13 protein-coding genes are annotated in these 16,948 nt (G+C 66.9%); 6 read left to right on the top strand and 7 right to left on the bottom strand.

Annotated features, from left to right (window positions below; genetic code table 11):
- The first annotated feature begins 1 nt into the window (after window position 1).
- The 4 genes from OHA68_RS24755 (at window position 2) to OHA68_RS24740 (ending at window position 6,327) form a co-directional block, all read left to right on the top strand.
- The gene (locus OHA68_RS24755) at window positions 2-997 is read left to right on the top strand and encodes a hypothetical protein (protein WP_327102373.1); all 996 of its coding nucleotides are present in this window, start codon (window positions 2-4) and stop codon (window positions 995-997) included.
- A complete protein-coding gene (locus OHA68_RS24750) occupies window positions 990-3,704 on the top strand; it encodes an AAA family ATPase (protein WP_327102372.1) in 2,715 nt (904 codons plus the stop codon). The genes OHA68_RS24755 and OHA68_RS24750 overlap by 8 nt, the downstream gene beginning before the upstream one ends.
- Window positions 3,705-3,811: 107 nt before the next feature.
- A complete protein-coding gene (locus OHA68_RS24745; RefSeq protein ID WP_327102371.1) occupies window positions 3,812-5,044 on the top strand; it encodes an FxsB family cyclophane-forming radical SAM/SPASM peptide maturase in 1,233 nt (410 codons plus the stop codon).
- On the top strand, window positions 5,041-6,327 hold the full coding sequence (locus tag OHA68_RS24740) for an HEXXH motif domain-containing protein (RefSeq protein ID WP_327102370.1): 1,287 nt from the start codon (window positions 5,041-5,043) through the stop codon (window positions 6,325-6,327). The genes OHA68_RS24745 and OHA68_RS24740 overlap by 4 nt, the downstream gene beginning before the upstream one ends.
- Before the next feature lie 12 nt (window positions 6,328-6,339).
- Here OHA68_RS24740 and fxsT read toward each other — a convergent pair whose 3' ends face one another.
- The gene (gene fxsT, locus OHA68_RS24735; protein WP_327102369.1) at window positions 6,340-8,850 is read right to left on the bottom strand and encodes an FxSxx-COOH system tetratricopeptide repeat protein; all 2,511 of its coding nucleotides are present in this window, start codon (window positions 8,848-8,850) and stop codon (window positions 6,340-6,342) included.
- 431 nt (window positions 8,851-9,281) lie between these two features.
- Between fxsT and OHA68_RS24730 the strand changes: the two genes are divergently transcribed.
- Window positions 9,282-10,049, top strand: coding sequence for an aminoglycoside N(3)-acetyltransferase (locus OHA68_RS24730; protein WP_327102368.1), 768 nt, complete (start codon window positions 9,282-9,284; stop codon window positions 10,047-10,049).
- A 78-nt stretch (window positions 10,050-10,127) separates the two neighbouring features.
- Here OHA68_RS24730 and OHA68_RS24725 read toward each other — a convergent pair whose 3' ends face one another.
- From OHA68_RS24725 to OHA68_RS24700, 6 genes are all read right to left on the bottom strand, one after another.
- On the bottom strand, window positions 10,128-10,640 hold the full coding sequence (locus tag OHA68_RS24725; RefSeq protein ID WP_327102367.1) for a GNAT family N-acetyltransferase: 513 nt from the start codon (window positions 10,638-10,640) through the stop codon (window positions 10,128-10,130).
- A gap of 135 nt (window positions 10,641-10,775) precedes the next feature.
- Window positions 10,776-11,513, bottom strand: coding sequence for a 4-hydroxy-tetrahydrodipicolinate reductase (dapB, locus tag OHA68_RS24720; protein ID WP_189141593.1), 738 nt, complete (start codon window positions 11,511-11,513; stop codon window positions 10,776-10,778).
- Window positions 11,514-11,534: 21 nt separating this feature from the next.
- Window positions 11,535-12,845: a M16 family metallopeptidase gene (locus OHA68_RS24715; protein WP_327102366.1), complete on the bottom strand. Its 1,311-nt coding sequence runs from the start codon at window positions 12,843-12,845 to the stop codon at window positions 11,535-11,537.
- A complete protein-coding gene (locus tag OHA68_RS24710; RefSeq protein ID WP_327102365.1) occupies window positions 12,842-15,172 on the bottom strand; it encodes a polyribonucleotide nucleotidyltransferase in 2,331 nt (776 codons plus the stop codon). Before OHA68_RS24710 ends, OHA68_RS24715 begins: the two co-directional genes overlap by 4 nt.
- 275 nt (window positions 15,173-15,447) lie before the next feature.
- Window positions 15,448-15,717 carry a 30S ribosomal protein S15 gene (rpsO, locus tag OHA68_RS24705; protein WP_189141590.1) on the bottom strand — a complete coding sequence of 90 codons (270 nt, stop codon included), beginning with the start codon at window positions 15,715-15,717 and terminating at the stop codon, window positions 15,448-15,450.
- A 165-nt stretch (window positions 15,718-15,882) separates the two neighbouring features.
- The gene (locus tag OHA68_RS24700) at window positions 15,883-16,284 is read right to left on the bottom strand and encodes a VOC family protein (protein ID WP_327102364.1); all 402 of its coding nucleotides are present in this window, start codon (window positions 16,282-16,284) and stop codon (window positions 15,883-15,885) included.
- 76 nt (window positions 16,285-16,360) lie between these two features.
- Between OHA68_RS24700 and OHA68_RS24695 the strand changes: the two genes are divergently transcribed.
- Window positions 16,361-16,948 carry a TetR/AcrR family transcriptional regulator gene (locus tag OHA68_RS24695; protein ID WP_327102363.1) on the top strand — a complete coding sequence of 196 codons (588 nt, stop codon included), beginning with the start codon at window positions 16,361-16,363 and terminating at the stop codon, window positions 16,946-16,948.

Below are 16,948 nucleotides of genomic sequence, written 5' to 3'. Positions count from 1 at the left end.
GATGGACATCGGGGACGTCCGCTATGAATTGTACGGTTTGCTGTCCGGCAACCCTTATAGCAGCGAGCCGCTCAATGCCCTCGATTTCGAGACCGACCGAGAGCTCCTTCTCGAGTTGAGAGGCTTCGTCCGGCTGGCCGCCGTGGAGGCCGCCGTGGAGAGGTCGATCAGAGAGAAGCGCCCAGCCTTCTTCCTGATCACCGGCGTGGGCAGAAGCGGGCGGACTTCCCTCGCCAATCACATCATCTACCTGTACCAGCGGACCGCCGCAGCGGACCGATCACGTTTTCCCTTCGTGGTCCACGGCGTGGAGCGCGACGACATGACACACGATGCGTACAGGTTGCTGCGCTCCACTCTGCTGTCGCTACGCAACAAGATGAAAAGCCGCCACATCAGGATCCCCGATGAGCTGAGCGACCGCTTCGACGCGCTGAGCCTGAGAGGGCCGGCCGACGCCATGGATGAATACGACCTGCAAGCAATCGCACAGGACACGGCACTGGCTTTCGCCAGTTGCGACGCCGGTTTCGGAGTCCGGTACGAGAGTGTGTCGACCAAGAAGCTGCTCACCCAGGCCACGAAGGTGTTCGAGACCGCGGCGACCGTCGTGGTCTTCACCGTGGACACCTACGAACATGCCGACACGGTTCAGCTCACCCAGGCGGACAGGCGGGCGTTCGCCAGACATGGAGTCGTGGTCGACCTGAACACGCTCACCCCGAGGCAGATCGCGGCGCTGGCAGACGGACGATGGACCGGCCAGCCACCCTCTCCTTTCGACAGCAAAGGGGTGGAGAGCGCCTTCAGCACTCGTCCGTACACCATCGGTCAGGCCATGCGCCTGCTCGAGGTGCTGCTCGACTGCCGGCTCGTTGAATATGAGCGGGACACCCCGTGGCCCATCGAAGACCTGCGTATGTCGGAAAGCTGGCTACAGCTCAAGATGTGGCAGGTGGAGAAGTGGAATGGGCTGCGCGGAGGCTCCCATGGCTGACTACCCCGGCCGCAATCCTTTTCCCGCCCGAGGCACCTCCAGTGCGGAAGAGACGTCTCTGCCGGACTTTCTGCATGATTGGGCGCAGCACACTCCGACCGCGCCTCTGTCCACGGTGCGGGAGACGGAACGCCTGGCCGAAGACTACATGCGAGGCTTCGAGCACGAACCAGGCCGTGACGGCAGCCTCGGATGCCTGTACGGCTCTCATGGGGTGGGCAAGACACACGCCGCTCGGCACATGATGGCCTTCCTCCATGGTGAGAATCCCCAGACAGTTCAGCTTTACCTGAAATTTCAGGAGAACGATTTCGTCGCCGCATACCGGCGTCTGGTCTCCCAACTGCCGCAACACCTGCTCGAAGACCTGAGCCAGCGCTATCGCGACACCCTCACGAAAGACCTCACCGCACGCATCACCAGCGCATCCACGGGTGATGCCGATGAAAGGCCTCCCTCCGCCAGAATGATCGACCTGATCGAACCTGTTCGGGTCGATGCCGGGGAGGTGCTGGAAGAGCAGGCCAAGGAGATCGCCGCTGTGGCCGGGAACGGGCCCGTGTTCCAGCGAGCGCTGTCGTTCCTGCTTCGCCCCGAGTTCTCCGACGCCGCCTACGACTGGTTGTGCGGCCGGCCGATCAGCGCCGACTCCTCCCGTGCCCTCGGGGTGAGCAATCAGATCGACGATCCCTTGACATGCCGCTACGGCCTGCAACTGCTGACTACCCTGGTGACCCGAGCTGGGCGGCCCTTCGTGCTGGTTCTCGATCAATGCGAGAAGTTCCTTCTGGAGGACGGGCGTCCGGTGCGGGCCAACTTCGGCCTCGTGCAGGGTTTGGTCGAGCAGATCCCGAAAGCCTCGGGGATGTTGCTCCTCCTGTCCAGCGAGGCGGCCTGGAATCACATGCCACCCGATTTACGCCAGCGCATCGGCACAGGCGCGGTTCACATGCTGCCCCTCACGCCTGATGAAGCCCGGATGGTGCTCAGCACCTACATCAACACCACCCGCCCGGGGCCTGACGCGGGCATCAGGCCTTTCACCGAAGCCGGCCTGCTCGAACTGCTACGTCAGTGCGGCGGCAACATCCGCCTCCTGCTGCAACTGGCCTGGGTGAGTTTCGACGCCTCGGTTCCCGGGTCGGTCATCGACGCGGATTCGGTGACCAGCGCGTCGGCCCGGCGAGGCCGCTACCTGACCCTGAGCGATCTCGGGACGCTCGTCGAGAAGAAGCTGCTCTCGGCAGGGCTGACCACCGAGCGTGTCGAGGCCGAGGGCCAGACCGTCGTGTTCCAGGTATCCGACCGGCAAGAGCCGCGCGCTGTCGTCATGCTGAACGGGGCACTTTTCCACGAAAGTGAGATAGCCCCGCTCCTCGACGAAGTTCGCCCCGACAGGCATCGTGTCTTCACCGCGCTTGTGGTCACGGGATACATCAGCCCACCGCTGCTGGACGTTCTGGGTAACGCGGCGCACCGAGTCCTGATCGCCGACCGCTCCCCCGCGTTCTCCCGGCAATTGGACGAGCTTGTGGAGCAGGTCGCTACCGCGCTGTCAGAGCACGCTCCTGCCGGCCTCGACGAGACCCTGCGACGGCTCAATTCACGACTGGACGGCCTGAGCTCCTCCCAGCCTCGCGGCGCGACGCTCGACCGCGACGTCGGGGAGGCGGCCGAGCAGCACGAACGCGACAGGCCGCCATCGGGATGGCAGGTTCGGCGAAACGCACTGACCGGCCGCATCGCGGAGGCGCGGGCCGCGCGCGCACATGCCGACTGGGAAGAGTTTCGCAAGGCTCGTGCCCAAGTCGTCGCGGAGTACAGGATGCACCGCAGAAGGCTCGCGGCCGCTGTCTGCGCCACGTTGCTGATCATCGGAGTCAGCATCGCCACGCAGGCCCTCACGACCGTTTCGCCGGCGTCGATGCTTCTCACAGCGGCCGCCGTCGCCGGCCTTGCCACCGCCGTCGGCACCGCCGTGAAGCTGACCGGCGCAGCCCGGAGCCGGCCGAACGTGCAGCTGGCGTCCAGGCGCGATCTCGACCAGCTTGCCCGCGAGCTCCGCCACTCAGGCGGTGTCGACTCCCCCGACCCGGTCATCCGCTACGCCAGTGCGCTGCGGGAGAACCCTGACGAGAGCCATCAGCTGCTTGTGGACGCCTTGCTGGTGGAGCCGATGTCTTTCATCAGGCAGGCCATCGGGCATCGCCTGGCCATGGCGAAAGCGGCTCCGGCCGACTGCGTCACGGAGGTGCTCCACGGTCTTCGCGAGCGTGTTCCGGAGATACTGCTGCTCCTGGCACGCGAACAGCGGCACACCGGCCCCGCCCGGCCGCCGCGGGTCCTCCGTGACCTGCCACCCGACCTGCGTGTCCTCGTCGCGCTCGCCAATCCCAGCGCGGTGGAACTGGCCGACGGCGCGGTCACCAGGAGTCCCGCCGAGAGCGTGCTGGCGACCCTGGGGGTGCGTGGAGTGAAACACCCGTTCGCGCGGGCCTTCCAGAAGGGCTCAGCTGAACTGGCACCCGTCGAGTTCCCGCCGAACGACCTCAGAGCGGCCGCCCGTCTCCTGTCGCCCCTCGAACCAGGGGGATTCGGAACTTACGACTGGCTTCCCGTCATCGCCGAAATCGACGATCTGTACCTGTTCTTCGAGGAAGTGCTGTACCACCAGGAGAAAAATCACCACCACCGGCGTGATCCTTGACAGGTCCTCGCGCCGCTGAGAGACGGCGTTGTGTAACGCTCCTCCCACGCATGGGGAAGACCAATCAGCACTACGCGATGGGCGCACGATCGCATAAGGGGTAGCCGTTGCCAGGAAGCCCTGATTCGGAACCGCTGCTCACCCAGGGGTTTCCGGAAACCCTCGACGTCGACGCGGTACTGGCGAGTGGCTGGCAGCCGCTCGCCTTCCAGCAGTTCATCCTGAAGATCCACAGCCGCTGTGATCTCGCCTGCCACCACTGCTACGTCTACGAGATGGCCGACCAGAGCTGGCGACTCCAGCCACGCAGAATGTCGGACGCCATCGCCGACCGAACCGTTCAGCGCATCGTCGAGCATGCCAACGACCATGACCTCCCAGGGATCGACGTCATCCTGCACGGCGGCGAGCCGCTGCTGGCCGGGCGAGATCTCATCTCCAGGCTGGTACGCGGTATCCGTGGCGGGGTCGCCACCGGTACACGGGTCAACGTCACCATCCAGACCAACGGCGTGCGACTCGACGAGACCTTCCTGCGCCTGTTCAACTCGCTGGAGATCCGCATCGGAGTGAGCCTCGACGGTGACCAGGAGGCCCAGGACAGGCATCGCCGCTTCGCCAACGGGCGCGGCAGCCACACACCGGTCAGCCAGGCGCTACGCGCGCTGGCCGCTGGGCCGTACCATCATTTGTTCAACGGTCTCCTGTGCACGATAGACGTGCGCAACGACCCGTTGCGGACCTATGAAGCGCTGCTGGAGTTCGACCCGCCGGCGATCGATTTCCTCCTGCCACACGGCAACTGGGCGGCGCCACCACCCTTCCGTGACACCGGCTCGCCGACCACACCGTACGCCGACTGGTTGATTCAGATCTTCGACCGTTGGTATGACAGTCCCGTCCTGCAGACCGACGTCCGGTTGTTCCGGGAGATCATCCGTTTGCTGCTCGGCAGTCCTTCCCGAGCCGAGACGGTGGGCATCTCGCCCGTGCGCATGGTGGTGATCGAGACCGATGGAAGCATCGAGCAGTCGGACATCTTGAAGAGTGCCTACCAGGGCGCCACAGAGACCCGGTTGCACGTGCTCACGGACTCGTTGGACCGAGCGCTCCTGCATCCGTCGATCGTCGCGCGTCAGATCGGCGAAAACGCCCTCTCATCTGCCTGCCGTAGCTGCGACATCGTGTCCATTTGCGGTGGAGGACTCTACGCGCACCGCTACAGCCCGGCCACCGGCTTCGCCGAGCCGTCCGTCTACTGCCCTGACTTGTACCGCTTGATCACACACATCAGCCAGAGATGCGAGCGGGACGTCGCCCGCCTCCAAGGAGGAAAATGAAGCCGAGTGGGCACCGGATCTCCGGTAGGTCATTCTCAGAACTCGCGGCAGGTGGTGGCAGCGCGAAGGCGGTGGGTGAGTTGTGTGCCGCCCAGGCCAGCAAGAATCGCCTGCTGGTGCGGTTGCTCGCGGACGAGAGCCGCCGAACCGGGCACAGTGACGCCGACCTGGTGGCCCGGGCCTACGAGTCGCTGTCGGACTTGGAGGTCCGCTATCCCGGGGAGGTCGGGCGCTGTCTCCGCTACCCGGCGGTGGGCGCCTGGGCGCTGCGCACCTGCCGGGCGATGCCTGCCGGTAACGGCGATCCCGGACGGCTCGCGGCGGTGGCGCTGGCCGCGGCCATTCGCGCGGGGGCTGCGTCCCACCTTGAAATATCAACCCGCGGTGGCACCCTCATGCTGCCGTCGCTGGGCCTGTTGACCCTGCCGGGAGACCTCCCCGAAGTGGTGGAAGTGACCGTGGCCCCGGACGATGGCGGGGCCGAGCTGCGCTTCGACCGCTTCGTAAGCCGGATCGAGCTCGGGCATGACCTACCCGGCTGGCATGCTCTGCAGCAGGTTACCGGCACGCCCGGTGCATTGCTGACGATCGACGATCTAGACCCTTACCGATGGCCTGGCAAGGATGTCGGCGGCCGCCTCTCGCCTGAGCGGCGGCGGCGCTGGGTCGAGTGTGTGCGCCAGGCATGGCGCATACTCAACGACCACCACGAGACGGTGGCGAAAGAGGTCACGGCGGCGGTCTCGGTGCTCACGCCATTGGTCACTCCTGCACAGAGCCAGCACAGCGCGTGCGCCAGGGACACCTTTGGCACGATCGCGCTCACCGATCCCTTGGATGGGCTGGGCCTGGCCGTCACCCTGGCGCACGAACTGCAGCATGCCAAGCTGAACGCGTTGACCGAGGTGGTCGAGCTGATCGGCCCCGACGACGGCCGCCGTTACTACGCGCCCTGGCGCCCGGATCCACGCCCGCTCTTCGGCCTGCTGCATGGCGCTTACGCGCATGCCGGCGTCGCACGATTCTGGCGACGGCACACCGAGGACCCCGCCGTCGGGGTACGCGCGCAGATCGAGTTCGCCCGCTGGCGTGAAGACGCCTACCAGGTCACCCGGACACTTTTGAACAGCGGCGGGCTGACAGCCGCCGGAGTGGACTTCGTCGGCGTGCTCCGTGACACGCTCGGCCATTGGCGCGCCGAGCCGGTCTCGTCGGCCGCCGTCGCCCGGGCCCGGCTGGAGTCCGAGCGCCACCGCGAGGAGTGGGCCCGGAGCAACGTGTGACGAAACCTCAGGTCAGATGGGGGGCGGGTCGAAGTCACAGTTGAGCCGCTCCCCCGCCTGCACCGCGAGGGTGTCAGGGTGATCTCGACCCAAGATCACCTCGAAGCGCTTCAACGTCTCCCCGTGCAATCGATCGGCCTCCTCTTCGGCACCGGTCTTACGCAGGTCCTGGCTCAGGTTTGCCGCGCAGATGAGGCTGAGAGGATGCTCGGGGGTGAAGTAGACCTGGATCCGCCGGTAATTCTCCTCCCCCAGACTCCGTGCCTGTTCGAACTCATCGAGGGCCGCCAGATCGTTCTGCAGGTTGATGGCGCATGTCACCGCGTAGTCATGCTCCAGGCTGACCCGCTCGCCCAGACCGGCGAGTGTTCTGTCGTCCATCTCCCGAGCAGTGCCGAGATCTCCTGCCAGCCGCGTCAGTAGGGCCAGGTTTATCCTGCACGCGTGGGTGAACGGGTGATTGTCACCGAACACCTCGGGATAGTGCCCGAGGGCGCGCTCCGCCATCTCCCTGGCCTCGTCGAGCTCGCCAGATGCGCGCAACGCATTGGACAGACCCATGGCGGCGGCCATTGTGTGAGCGTGGGCATCACCATACAAGCGTTCCATACGGGCCCGCGTGTCCCGCATGAGCTCCAGGCTCTCCAGCAGTCGGCCGCTCATGCGGAGAGAGATCGCGTAGTCCTTGGCCGCCACCAGGGTGTCGGGGTGGTCCGCGCCCAACTCTGTCACGCCGATGGTGTAGGCATCCTCTGACATATCGGCCGCCACCTGGAATTGGCCGCCCAACCGCACCGCCCGGCTCAAGTTACTCCATGCCTGAAGCTGGAAACGCTTACCGGCGTCCATATTGGTCGCCTGGTTGTAGACCTGGCGAAGGAGTTCCTGAGCCTTACCGTACTCGCTGGTCAGAGAGTGGTCGACAGCCAGGTTGTTGCGAGTTCGCAGAGTCCTCACATCGTCAGGACCGAGAAGACGCTCGTGCGCCTCCAGAGATTCGTAGTCGATGTCCCGCGCGCGTAGGAAGTCGCCGCGCGCTCGGAGGGTCGCAGCGTAACCTCCCAAGGTCCACAGCGTTTGGGAGTCTTCGTGACCAAGGGATTCGCGCATCATCTCCAGGGTGGTCGAGACAGTCTCGTACGCCTCGGGATACATGGTGAGCGCCCGGTAGACATTGGCAAGATGGTTACGGGCTACCAGCACGTCGAAATGACGCTCACCGCTCTGTACGGTCCAGCTTTCGATGTATTGCTCCAGCAATGTCCGCGCCTGCCTATAGCTACCTCGCACATAGAGGAATCGCGCGATGTTGAGAGAGAACTCGCGCACCTTCGGATCGTCGCATCCGATCACTCCAGAGGGGCCCAAATGAGCGGCCAGCAGCTCGAAGTACGGCCACTTGCTGGTGTCGTCCGGATCGATGGACTTGGGACCGGCGAGAAGCAGGTGTACCTCGTGACGGAGCGAACCACGATCCTTCTCTGGCGTCTCATCCCGAAGCAGCGCCTGGTTGAGACGGTGGACCTGAAGTGTCCGGGTCGACGGCTCGACCTTAACCAGCGCATATCGCTCCAAGTTGCTCAGAGCGTTGGTCAGGCCGATCGGGTCGGCCAGCATGCGCTCGAGTCGCATTCCCGCCGACAGGTTGCCCCGGCGGAAGACATCCCGTGGGATGGGCTCAGGACCGAAGAACGCGCAGCAACGCAGCAGTTCGACCGCCTCCGGAACCCGATCTTCCAGCTGTGAGACGGAGATCTGCCAGGCTGCGGTCATGGACTGCGGGTACGTCGGGGCCTTCTCCAGGCTGAGCAGCCGACCTGTCTGCTCGTCCAGCAGCCGGAGATACTCGTCAACCGGCATCAACGTCCTGGCGAGCAGGGCGGCCGCCTGCTCCAGGGCCAGCGGAAGGTCGCCGAGCTTGTCGGCCACTTGGTCTGCCTGGGCGGTGGTCATGCTCGTCCCAAGGCGTTTGCTCAGGAATTCCACGCTTTCCTCGCGGTTGAACACGTCCACCTGAATGGTGGGCTCGTGATCGCTCCAGCGTGAGTTACGCGAGGTGATGAGAACATGGCCGGGCCCTCGGGGAATGAGATCCCTGATGTCGTCAGGCTCTTCGGCGTTGTCAAAGACCAGCAGCCATCTTCGGTAGGGAACCCCGTTCTCCAGCGCGCGCAGCACCTGCTGGGTCGCCTGCTCCGTCCCCGTCGCCGTGGGAAGGCCGAGGAAGGCTCCCATGGCGGCCAGAGATGACGGGACCAGCATCGGCTGGTCCGCAGAGATCCAGAAGACCAGGTCGTAGTGGGCACGGTACTGCCAGGCGTACTCGATCGCGAGTTGTGTCTTGCCAACGCCCCCGAGTCCCTGGAGGGCCTGAGGCTGCGCCACAACGGCGGTCACGGTGTTGATACTCCGGCGGAGAGCCGCCAGCAGGTCGGCGCGGCCGGTGAAGTTCGGATTCCGCTTCGGAACCTTCTCCCAGACCGCCGGCCCCTGGGCACCCATGGAAGGAGAGTTCTCCGCCACGTCGATCCTCCGCTCTGCAACCGAGTCGGTGGGCGCACCCTCATCGTGAAGCTTGATTAGCTGGTGGGCACACGATCATAGTAGAGCTTGATTAGTCGACCCGCATATCACAGAATCGTCATAGCAGCAGGACCCGTCTGACACAACCTCAACCGTCTCCGCACGGCTGCAGGCTACACTACAAGCAATATCGGGTGGCCGAAATGGACGGAGTTCTTATGCGCGACCAGGAGTACGGGGCGGGCCAACTGATTGACGTAACCGCTGTTTCACTCCGCGATCTACAGGAGATAGAAAGCGCCGCCCTTCGGGCAGCGATTGCCACCTGCCTGGACGACGACAAGGACCAGGTAGCGGCCTTCTCGAACTCTATAGGCGATACTTCACATGAAGACTATGCCCGCCTAAATAATGATTTTTCGACTCTGGGAGTGAATGACGGGCAGGTCTTGCTCCTGCACTCCTCGCTCAGCAGCATCGGCCACGTCGGCGGCGGGGACCGGACGGTTGTCGTAGCGCTGCGAGAGCGGCTTGGGCACGACGGCACACTCGTGGTGCCTACCGGCACCTCGGCCAACTCCGACACCTCCTCGGACTACCGCGCCGCTGTAACCGGCATGAGCGCGCAGGAAGTCTCCCATCACCGGGCAGCGATGTCCGCTTACGACCCGGAAAAAACCACTTCGAATGGGATGGGCCGCATCGCCGAGCGCGTCCGATCTCTACCCGGAGCCGTACGCAGCGCCCACCCGCACACATCGTTCGCCGCCATCGGCCCGCAGGCGAAGTTCATCACCGACGGCCACGCGCGTGACTGCCTCCTCGGCGAGCGCTCCCCCCTGGCAAGGCTCTACGACGCGGACGCCCTCGTCCTGCTCCTGGGAGTCGGCTACGACCGGTGCACCGCCTTCCACCTGGCCGAGTACCGGTACACCGGCACACCATCACGCCGCACCTACCGAGCCGTGGTCGACGACGGACGAGGACGGGAGTGGTGCGAGTTCGAGGACGTGGACCTGGATGCCGGCGACTTCGCCTCGCTGGGCGCGGACTTCGACCGGACGGGCGTGGTGCGGCACGCAAAGGTGGGGCGGGCCGAAGCCCGCCTGTTCCCGCTCGCCGCCGCAGTGGACTTCGCCACCGACTGGTTCGCCTCACACCGGCCCGCTCAGCCCTACGAACGCACCCCTGAACGCTGACCCCTTCGGCCGGACCTTGGACACGCCGCGCGTCAGGATGACCGTCCCCAGAAGCCCCCACCTGGAGTCGCCCGTCTCTCAGGCACCTGCTGAAGGCCGTGAGCCGTCCACCCCGCCCAATCGGCGCATCACCACTCGCGGCGCCACCTCGATGCCCAACTCCCGCTCATGCTCGACCAGCGCCCGCAGTTCCGGCCCCCACCCCTGCTCCCCCAGCACCGCGAACCCGTGCCGCGCATACCACGGCGCGTTCCACGGCACGTCCCGATAAGTGGTCAACGTGACAGCCGGAGCGCCCACGGCCAGGGCGTGGTCCAGCACCGCCCGCACGAGGCGGCCGCCGATCCCCCGCCGCATCCGGTCAGGGTGGACGGCGAGCTGTTCCAGGTGCACGTTGCCGTCGACCCAGCCGATCATCGCGAACCCGTCGGGCGGCTCCCCGTCGACCAGCACCGTGCCCGGGTCGTCGACCTCCTCGACCATGGTCGTGCCGGCCGGAAAAGTGATCCCCACCTGCTCGAACAGCCCGTCGGCCGCCACTTCGACCGCCACCAGACCGGCAAGGTCACCGGCTACCGCCCATCGCACCATGCCGACACGGTCTCATGTTCGCGGTGACGGCCGCCTCTGGATATTAGTGTGATGATCGTAGGCTCGGCTGTGCGGAGCCGGGACCCTCTCCTCACACCGTGCCCGCGACCTGACCAGGTGGTGGGCACGGCGTTTTTACAGGTCGAGCAGTGGCTCCAGGCCCAGGGTGAGGCCGGGCAGCTCGCCCACCCGGCGGACGCCGAGCAGGACGCCGGGGGCGAAGGCGGCGCGGTTCATGGTGTCGTGCCTGATGGTGAGGATCTCACCGTCGCCGCCGAGCAGCACCTCCTGGTGCGCGATCAGACCGGCGAGCCGTACCGCGTGGACGTGCACGCCGCCGACGTCGGCGCCGCGGGCGCCGTCGAGCTCGGTGCTGGTCGCGTCGGGCATCGCGCCGAGGCCGGCCTTGGCGCGTGCCTGGGACACCAGCTCGGCAGTGCGCCTGGCGGTGCCGGACGGGGCGTCGGCCTTGTTCGGGTGGTGCAGCTCGATGATCTCGACGGACTCGAAGTGGCGGGCGGCCTGCTGCGCGAAATGCATCATGAGCACCGCGGCGATGCCGAAGTTGGGGGCGATGAGGCAGTTGGTCCCGGGTGAGCGCTCCAGCCAGCCGCGGACGGTGCCGAGCCGCTCCGCGTCGAAGCCGGTGGTGCCGACCACGGGGTGGATGCCATGCGCGATGGCCCATTCGAGGTTGCCCATGACGACGTCGGGATGGGTGAAGTCGACCACCGCCTCGGCGCCTTCGAGCCCTTCGATGGGGTCGTCCTTGTCGAGTGCGGCCACCAACTCCATGTCGGTGGCCGCCTCGACCGCCTTGCACACTTCCACGCCCACCCGACCGCGGGCACCGAGCACACCTACCTTGATCACACGGTCAACCCTATACCGAGGTCAGGAGATGGCGTCGGAGAAGTCCTTGTCCCCGTACGGGCCGATCACGGCGAGCGTGAGCGGCCTGCTGAGCACGTCCACGGCCACCTCGGCGATCTCGTCGGGGGTGACCGACTCGATCCGGGCCAGGACCTGGTCCACCGAGAGCAACTCGTCGTAGACGAGCTCGTTCTTGCCGATGCGGGACATGCGCGAGCCGGTGTCCTCCAGGCCGAGGACGAGCCCGCCGCGCATCTGGCCCTTGCCACGGGCGATCTCGTCGTCGGCCAGGCCGTCGGAGACCACGCGGGCCACCTCGTCGCGGCAGATCTTGAGCACGTCGTCGATCTTCGACGGCAGGCAGCCGACGTAGATGCCGAACTGGCCCGTGTCCGCGTAGGCGGAGGTGTAGCTGTAGGCGGAGTAGGCCAGGCCGCGCTTCTCCCTGATCTCCTGGAAGAGGCGCGACGACATGCCGCCGCCGAGCGCGGCGTTGAGCACGCCGAGCGCGAAGCGGCGGTCGTCCGTACGGGACAGGCCGCTGGTGCCGAGCACCAGGTTGGCCTGCTCGGTGGGCCGGTCGACGACCTTGGCCACCGACCGGGTCCGGGCGCCGGGCCCGCTGGTGCGGGGCGGGGCGTAGACGGCGGGGCCGGTCAGCGCGCCGGCCCGCTCGTAGGCCCGGACGACCAGCTCGACGACCTCCTCGTGGCGGATGTTGCCCGCCACCGAGACGACCGTGCGCGGCGGCTGGTAGTAGCGCTGGTAGTACTCCGCGATCCGGTCGCGGGCGAGCAGATTGATCGACTCGACCGTGCCCAGGATGGGCCGCCCTATCGGCGAGTCGCCGTACATGGCGGCCGCGAACGCCTCGTGCACCACGTCCGACGGGTCGTCGTCGTGCATGGCGATCTCCTCCAGGATCACGCCACGCTCCGACTCGACGTCGTCTTCCGTGACCAGTGAGCTGGTCACCACGTCGGCGAGCACGTCCACCGCGACCGGCAGGTCCTCGTCGAGGACCCGCGCGTAGTAGCAGGTGTACTCCTTGGCGGTGAAGGCGTTGATCTCACCGCCGATGCCCTCGATGGACGCCGAGATCTCCATGGCGTCGCGGGTGGGCGTGCCCTTGAAGAGCAGGTGCTCCAGGAAGTGGGTGGCCCCGGTGTGCTCGGGGGCCTCGTCACGCGAGCCGATGCCGACCCACATGCCGACCGCGACACTGCGCACGGTCGGCATGGTCTCGGTCACCACGCGCAGCCCACCGGGGAGGACGGTGCGCTTGACGACCCCGGCCCCGTCCCGGCCGGGGTGCAGCGTGGTGGTCGTCACGAGTTGCGGTCGCCGCCGTCGCTGTCGTTGCGCGGGGCGCGCACCCGGGTGCGGGTACGGCGCGGGCGGTCGTCGCGGGCCTTGTCGTCGCCGGCCGGAGCGGCCGCCTCGGGCTGAGCCTCGTCGGTGTCGCCCTTGGCCTCCTTCTCGGCGGCCTCCTTCTCGATGACCTCGACGGGCACGAGAGAGAGCTTGCCCCGCTGGTCGATCTCGGCGATCTCCACCTGGATCTTCTCGCCGACGCCCATCACGTCTTCGACGTTCTCGATGCGCTTGCCGCCGTGCAGCTTGCGGATCTGCGAGACGTGCAGCAGACCGTCCTTGCCCGGCATGAGCGAGATGAACGCACCGAAGGCGGCGATCTTGACGACCGTGCCCAGGTAGCGCTCGCCGACCTCCGGCATGTGCGGGTTGGCGATGCCGTTGATCGCCGTACGGGCCGCCTCCGCGGAGGGGCCGTCGGTGGCACCGATGTAGATGGTGCCGTCGTCCTCGATGGTGATCTCGGCGCCCGTGTCGTCCTGGATCTGGTTGATCATCTTGCCCTTGGGGCCGATGACTTCGCCGATCTTGTCCACCGGGACCTTGATGGTGATGATGCGCGGCGCCGTCGGGTTCATCTCCGCCGGGGAGTCGATGGCCTCCTGCATCACGTCGAGGATCGCCAGCCTGGCGCCCTTGGCCTGCTTGAGCGCGCCGGCCAGCACCGAGGCGGGAATGCCGTCGAGCTTGGTGTCGAGCTGCAGGGCGGTGATGACGTCCTTGGTGCCGGCGACCTTGAAGTCCATGTCGCCCATGGCGTCCTCGGCGCCGAGGATGTCGGTCAGCGTGACGTAGTCGTCACCCTCGCCGATGAGGCCCATCGCGATGCCGGCCACCATCTCCTTGAGCGGCACACCGGCGTCGAGCAGTGCCATCGTGGAGGCGCAGACCGAGCCCATCGAGGTCGAGCCGTTGGAGCTGAGCGCCTCGGAGACCTGGCGGATGGCGTACGGGAACTCCTCGCGGGCCGGCAGCACCGGGATCAGCGCCCGCTCGGCCAGCGCGCCGTGACCGATCTCGCGGCGCTTGGGCGAGCCCACCCGGCCGGTCTCACCGGTGGAGTAGGGCGGGAAGTTGTAGTTGTGCATGTAACGCTTGGTGCGGTCGGGGTTGAGCGTGTCGATGACCTGCTCCATGCGCAGCATGTTGAGCGTCGTGATGCCGAGGATCTGCGTCTCGCCACGCTCGAACAGGGCCGAGCCGTGCACCCGGGGCACCACGTGGACCTCGGCCGACAGGGCGCGGATGTCCTTGGTGCCGCGGCCGTCGATGCGCAGGCCCTCCTTGACGACCCGCTCGCGCATGAGCTTCTTCATCACCGAGCGGAAGGCGGCGGAGATCTCCTTCTCGCGGCCCTCGAACTCCGGCAGCAGCTTCTCGGCCGCCAGCGCCTTGACCTTGTCGAGCTCGTTCTCGCGCTCCTGCTTGCCGGCGATGGTGAGCGCGGCGCTCAGCTCGGTCTTCACACCGGCCTCGACCGCGGCGAGGACGTCGTCCTGGTAGTCCAGGAAGATCGGATATTCGGCGGTCTCCTTGGCGGCGACCTGCGCGATCCGCGACTGCGCCTCGCACAGCACCTTGATGAAGGGCTTGGCGGCGTCGAGGCCCTCGGCGACGGTCTCCTCGGTGGGCGCCACGGCGCCGTCGGCGACCAGCTTGAGCGTGTCCTTGGTGGACTCGGCCTCGACCATCATGATCGCGACGTCGCCGTCGGCGAGCACCCGCCCCGCCACGACCATGTCGAACGTGGCGCGCTCGAGCTCGTGGTGGGTGGGGAAGGCCACCCACTGGCCGTCGATCAGCGCGACGCGGACGCCGCCGATCGGGCCGGAGAACGGCAGCCCGGCGAGCTGCGTGGACAGCGAGGCGGCGTTGATGGCCACCACGTCGTAGAGGTGATCCGGGTTGAGCGCCATCACGGTGGCGACGACCTGGATCTCGTTGCGCAGGCCCTTGACGAACGAGGGGCGCAGCGGCCGGTCGATGAGCCGGCAGGTGAGGATGGCGTCCTCGGAAGGACGGCCCTCACGCCGGAAGAACGAGCCGGGAATGCGGCCCGCGGCGTACATCCGCTCCTCGACGTCCACCGTGAGCGGGAAGAAGTCGAGGTTCTCTCGCGGGTGCTTACCCGCCGTGGTCGCCGACAGGACCATCGTGTCGCTGTCGAGATAGGCGACGGCACTGCCTGCCGCCTGCTGTGCGAGCCGTCCGGTCTCGAACCGGATCGTGCGCGTTCCGAAAGAGCCGTTGTCTATGACGGCTTCAGCTGTGTGGACACCCTCCACGGGGGACCTCCTTGGTCAGTCGGTCTCCCGCGCCCTGTACACCGGCACCCTCGTTAGGTGCAGCGCCGGTCTTCGATCGAAGCGCCCGGTCTTGGTTACCGGAAGCCACTACCGAGGACCGGCCCGCAGGCGTCGCGGGTCGCATGGTGCTGAGCGGACGCGGGGGCTCTAAGTGTCTCGGATATTCAGTTGTACGTCAGGCGCGCGGCGCGAAGCCGTTCGACTCGCCGGACCATATGAGAAGGGAGCGGCGTGTCACGCCGCTCCCTCTCATGCTATCGGCGCAGGCCGAGACGCTCGATGAGCGCACGGTAACGCGCGATGTCGACCTTCTGAAGGTACTTCAGCAGGCGGCGCCGGCGACCGACGAGCAGAAGCAGGCCACGACGGCTGTGGTGGTCGTGCTTGTGCGTCTTCAGGTGCTCGGTGAGCTCGCTGATGCGCTTGCTGAGCAGCGCGATCTGCACCTCGGGCGACCCTGTGTCACCGTCGGCCGTCGCATATTCCTCAATGATGGACTTCTTGGCAGCGGTGTCTAGGGACACGGCTCTCCTTCATCTACGGGCACGCGCGAATGGAAACCTGATGCGAACGACCGTGCGTGCCTACAGTCGCCGCGGCGAAGGCCTTCAGGGCAGCGCGGAGCGCCGCCGTCACAGAGCCGACATACAAGGTTACCACCGTGGGCCGGGTGCCCGGGCTGCTCGCCGTCAGACGTAGTGCTCGGCGTAGTCCTCGGAGGGTGCGATGGGCGTGATGACGTCGATGAGCACGCCGTTGGGGTCGGCCACGATGAAGTGCCGCTGGCCGAAGTCCTCGCTGCGCAACGGCAGCTCGGGCGCCAGGCCCGCGCGCACGACCAGCCGCTCCCACTCGGCGTCGACGTCGGCCACCTCGAAGTTGAGCAGCAGTCCGGCGACCTGCCTGCGGGAGGCCTCGGGCAGCGTCGGGTGGGTGTGGTCGAGCAGCGCCAGCTCGTAGGAGCCACGGCGCAGGCTCACGTACCAGTCCGCCTCGAACGTCACCTCGAAGCCGAACAGCTTGACGTAGAAGTCCCGGGACTCGGCCACCTGGTCGGTGCAGATCACTGGATAGAAGCCGGTGAGTTCCATGATTCCTTCCTTCGCATACCAACGGTATGTGGCGGTACGCTAGTTGGCGTACCATCGGTATGTCAAAGGGGGCGCGGTGCCGAGGACCAGAGCCGAGCAGCGGGAGCACACCAGGCGCACGCTGGTCGCCGTGAGCAGGCGGCTCTTCGCGAGCAAGGGGTACGGCGCGGTCGGCCTGGCCGAGATCGTGCGCGAGTCCGGCGTCACCAAGGGCGCCCTCTACCACCACTTCGAAGGCAAGGCGGAGCTGTTCCGCGCGGTGCTGGTGGAGGTGCAGCAGGAGGTGGCGGCCCGGGTGGCGGCCGCCGCCGACACCGCGGGCGACCCCTGGTCGCAGCTCAAGGCCGGCTGCGCGGCGTTCGTGACCGCGGGCGCCGACCCCGAGGTGCAGCGCGTCATGCTGATCGACGGCCCGGCCGTGCTGGGCTGGAACGAGTGGCGGGCGATCGACGAGGCCACCTCCGCCCGGCACCTGGCCGAGGCGCTGGCCGGGCTCATCGAGGACGGCGTCATCGCCGCCCAGCCGGTGGCCCCACTCACCCACCTGCTGTCGGGCGCGATGAACGAGGCCGTGCTGTGGCTGGCCCAATCGCCGGGACCACACGACCTGGCCGACACCCTGGCGGCGCTGTCACGGCTGCTGGAATCCCTGCGCAGACCGTAA

Origin of the sequence: Nonomuraea glycinis, from assembly GCF_035920485.1 — a bacterium.
GTDB lineage: Bacteria > Actinomycetota > Actinomycetes > Streptosporangiales > Streptosporangiaceae > Nonomuraea > Nonomuraea glycinis.
The sequence above is the reverse complement of the archived record's forward strand: the minus strand, read 5'-3'. Positions and strand labels throughout refer to the sequence as shown.

What these genes read in the sequence shown, in the direction of transcription:
- OHA68_RS24740 (WP_327102370.1), top strand. Translation starts at nt 5,041, where the DNA reads ATGAAGCCGAGTGGGCACCGGATCTCCGGTAGGTCATTCTCAGAACTC.
- OHA68_RS24700 (WP_327102364.1), bottom strand. Translation starts at nt 16,284, where the DNA reads ATGGAACTCACCGGCTTCTATCCAGTGATCTGCACCGACCAGGTGGCC.
- OHA68_RS24755 (WP_327102373.1), top strand. Translation starts at nt 2, where the DNA reads ATGGACATCGGGGACGTCCGCTATGAATTGTACGGTTTGCTGTCCGGC.
- OHA68_RS24725 (WP_327102367.1), bottom strand. Translation starts at nt 10,640, where the DNA reads ATGGTGCGATGGGCGGTAGCCGGTGACCTTGCCGGTCTGGTGGCGGTC.
- OHA68_RS24750 (WP_327102372.1), top strand. Translation starts at nt 990, where the DNA reads ATGGCTGACTACCCCGGCCGCAATCCTTTTCCCGCCCGAGGCACCTCC.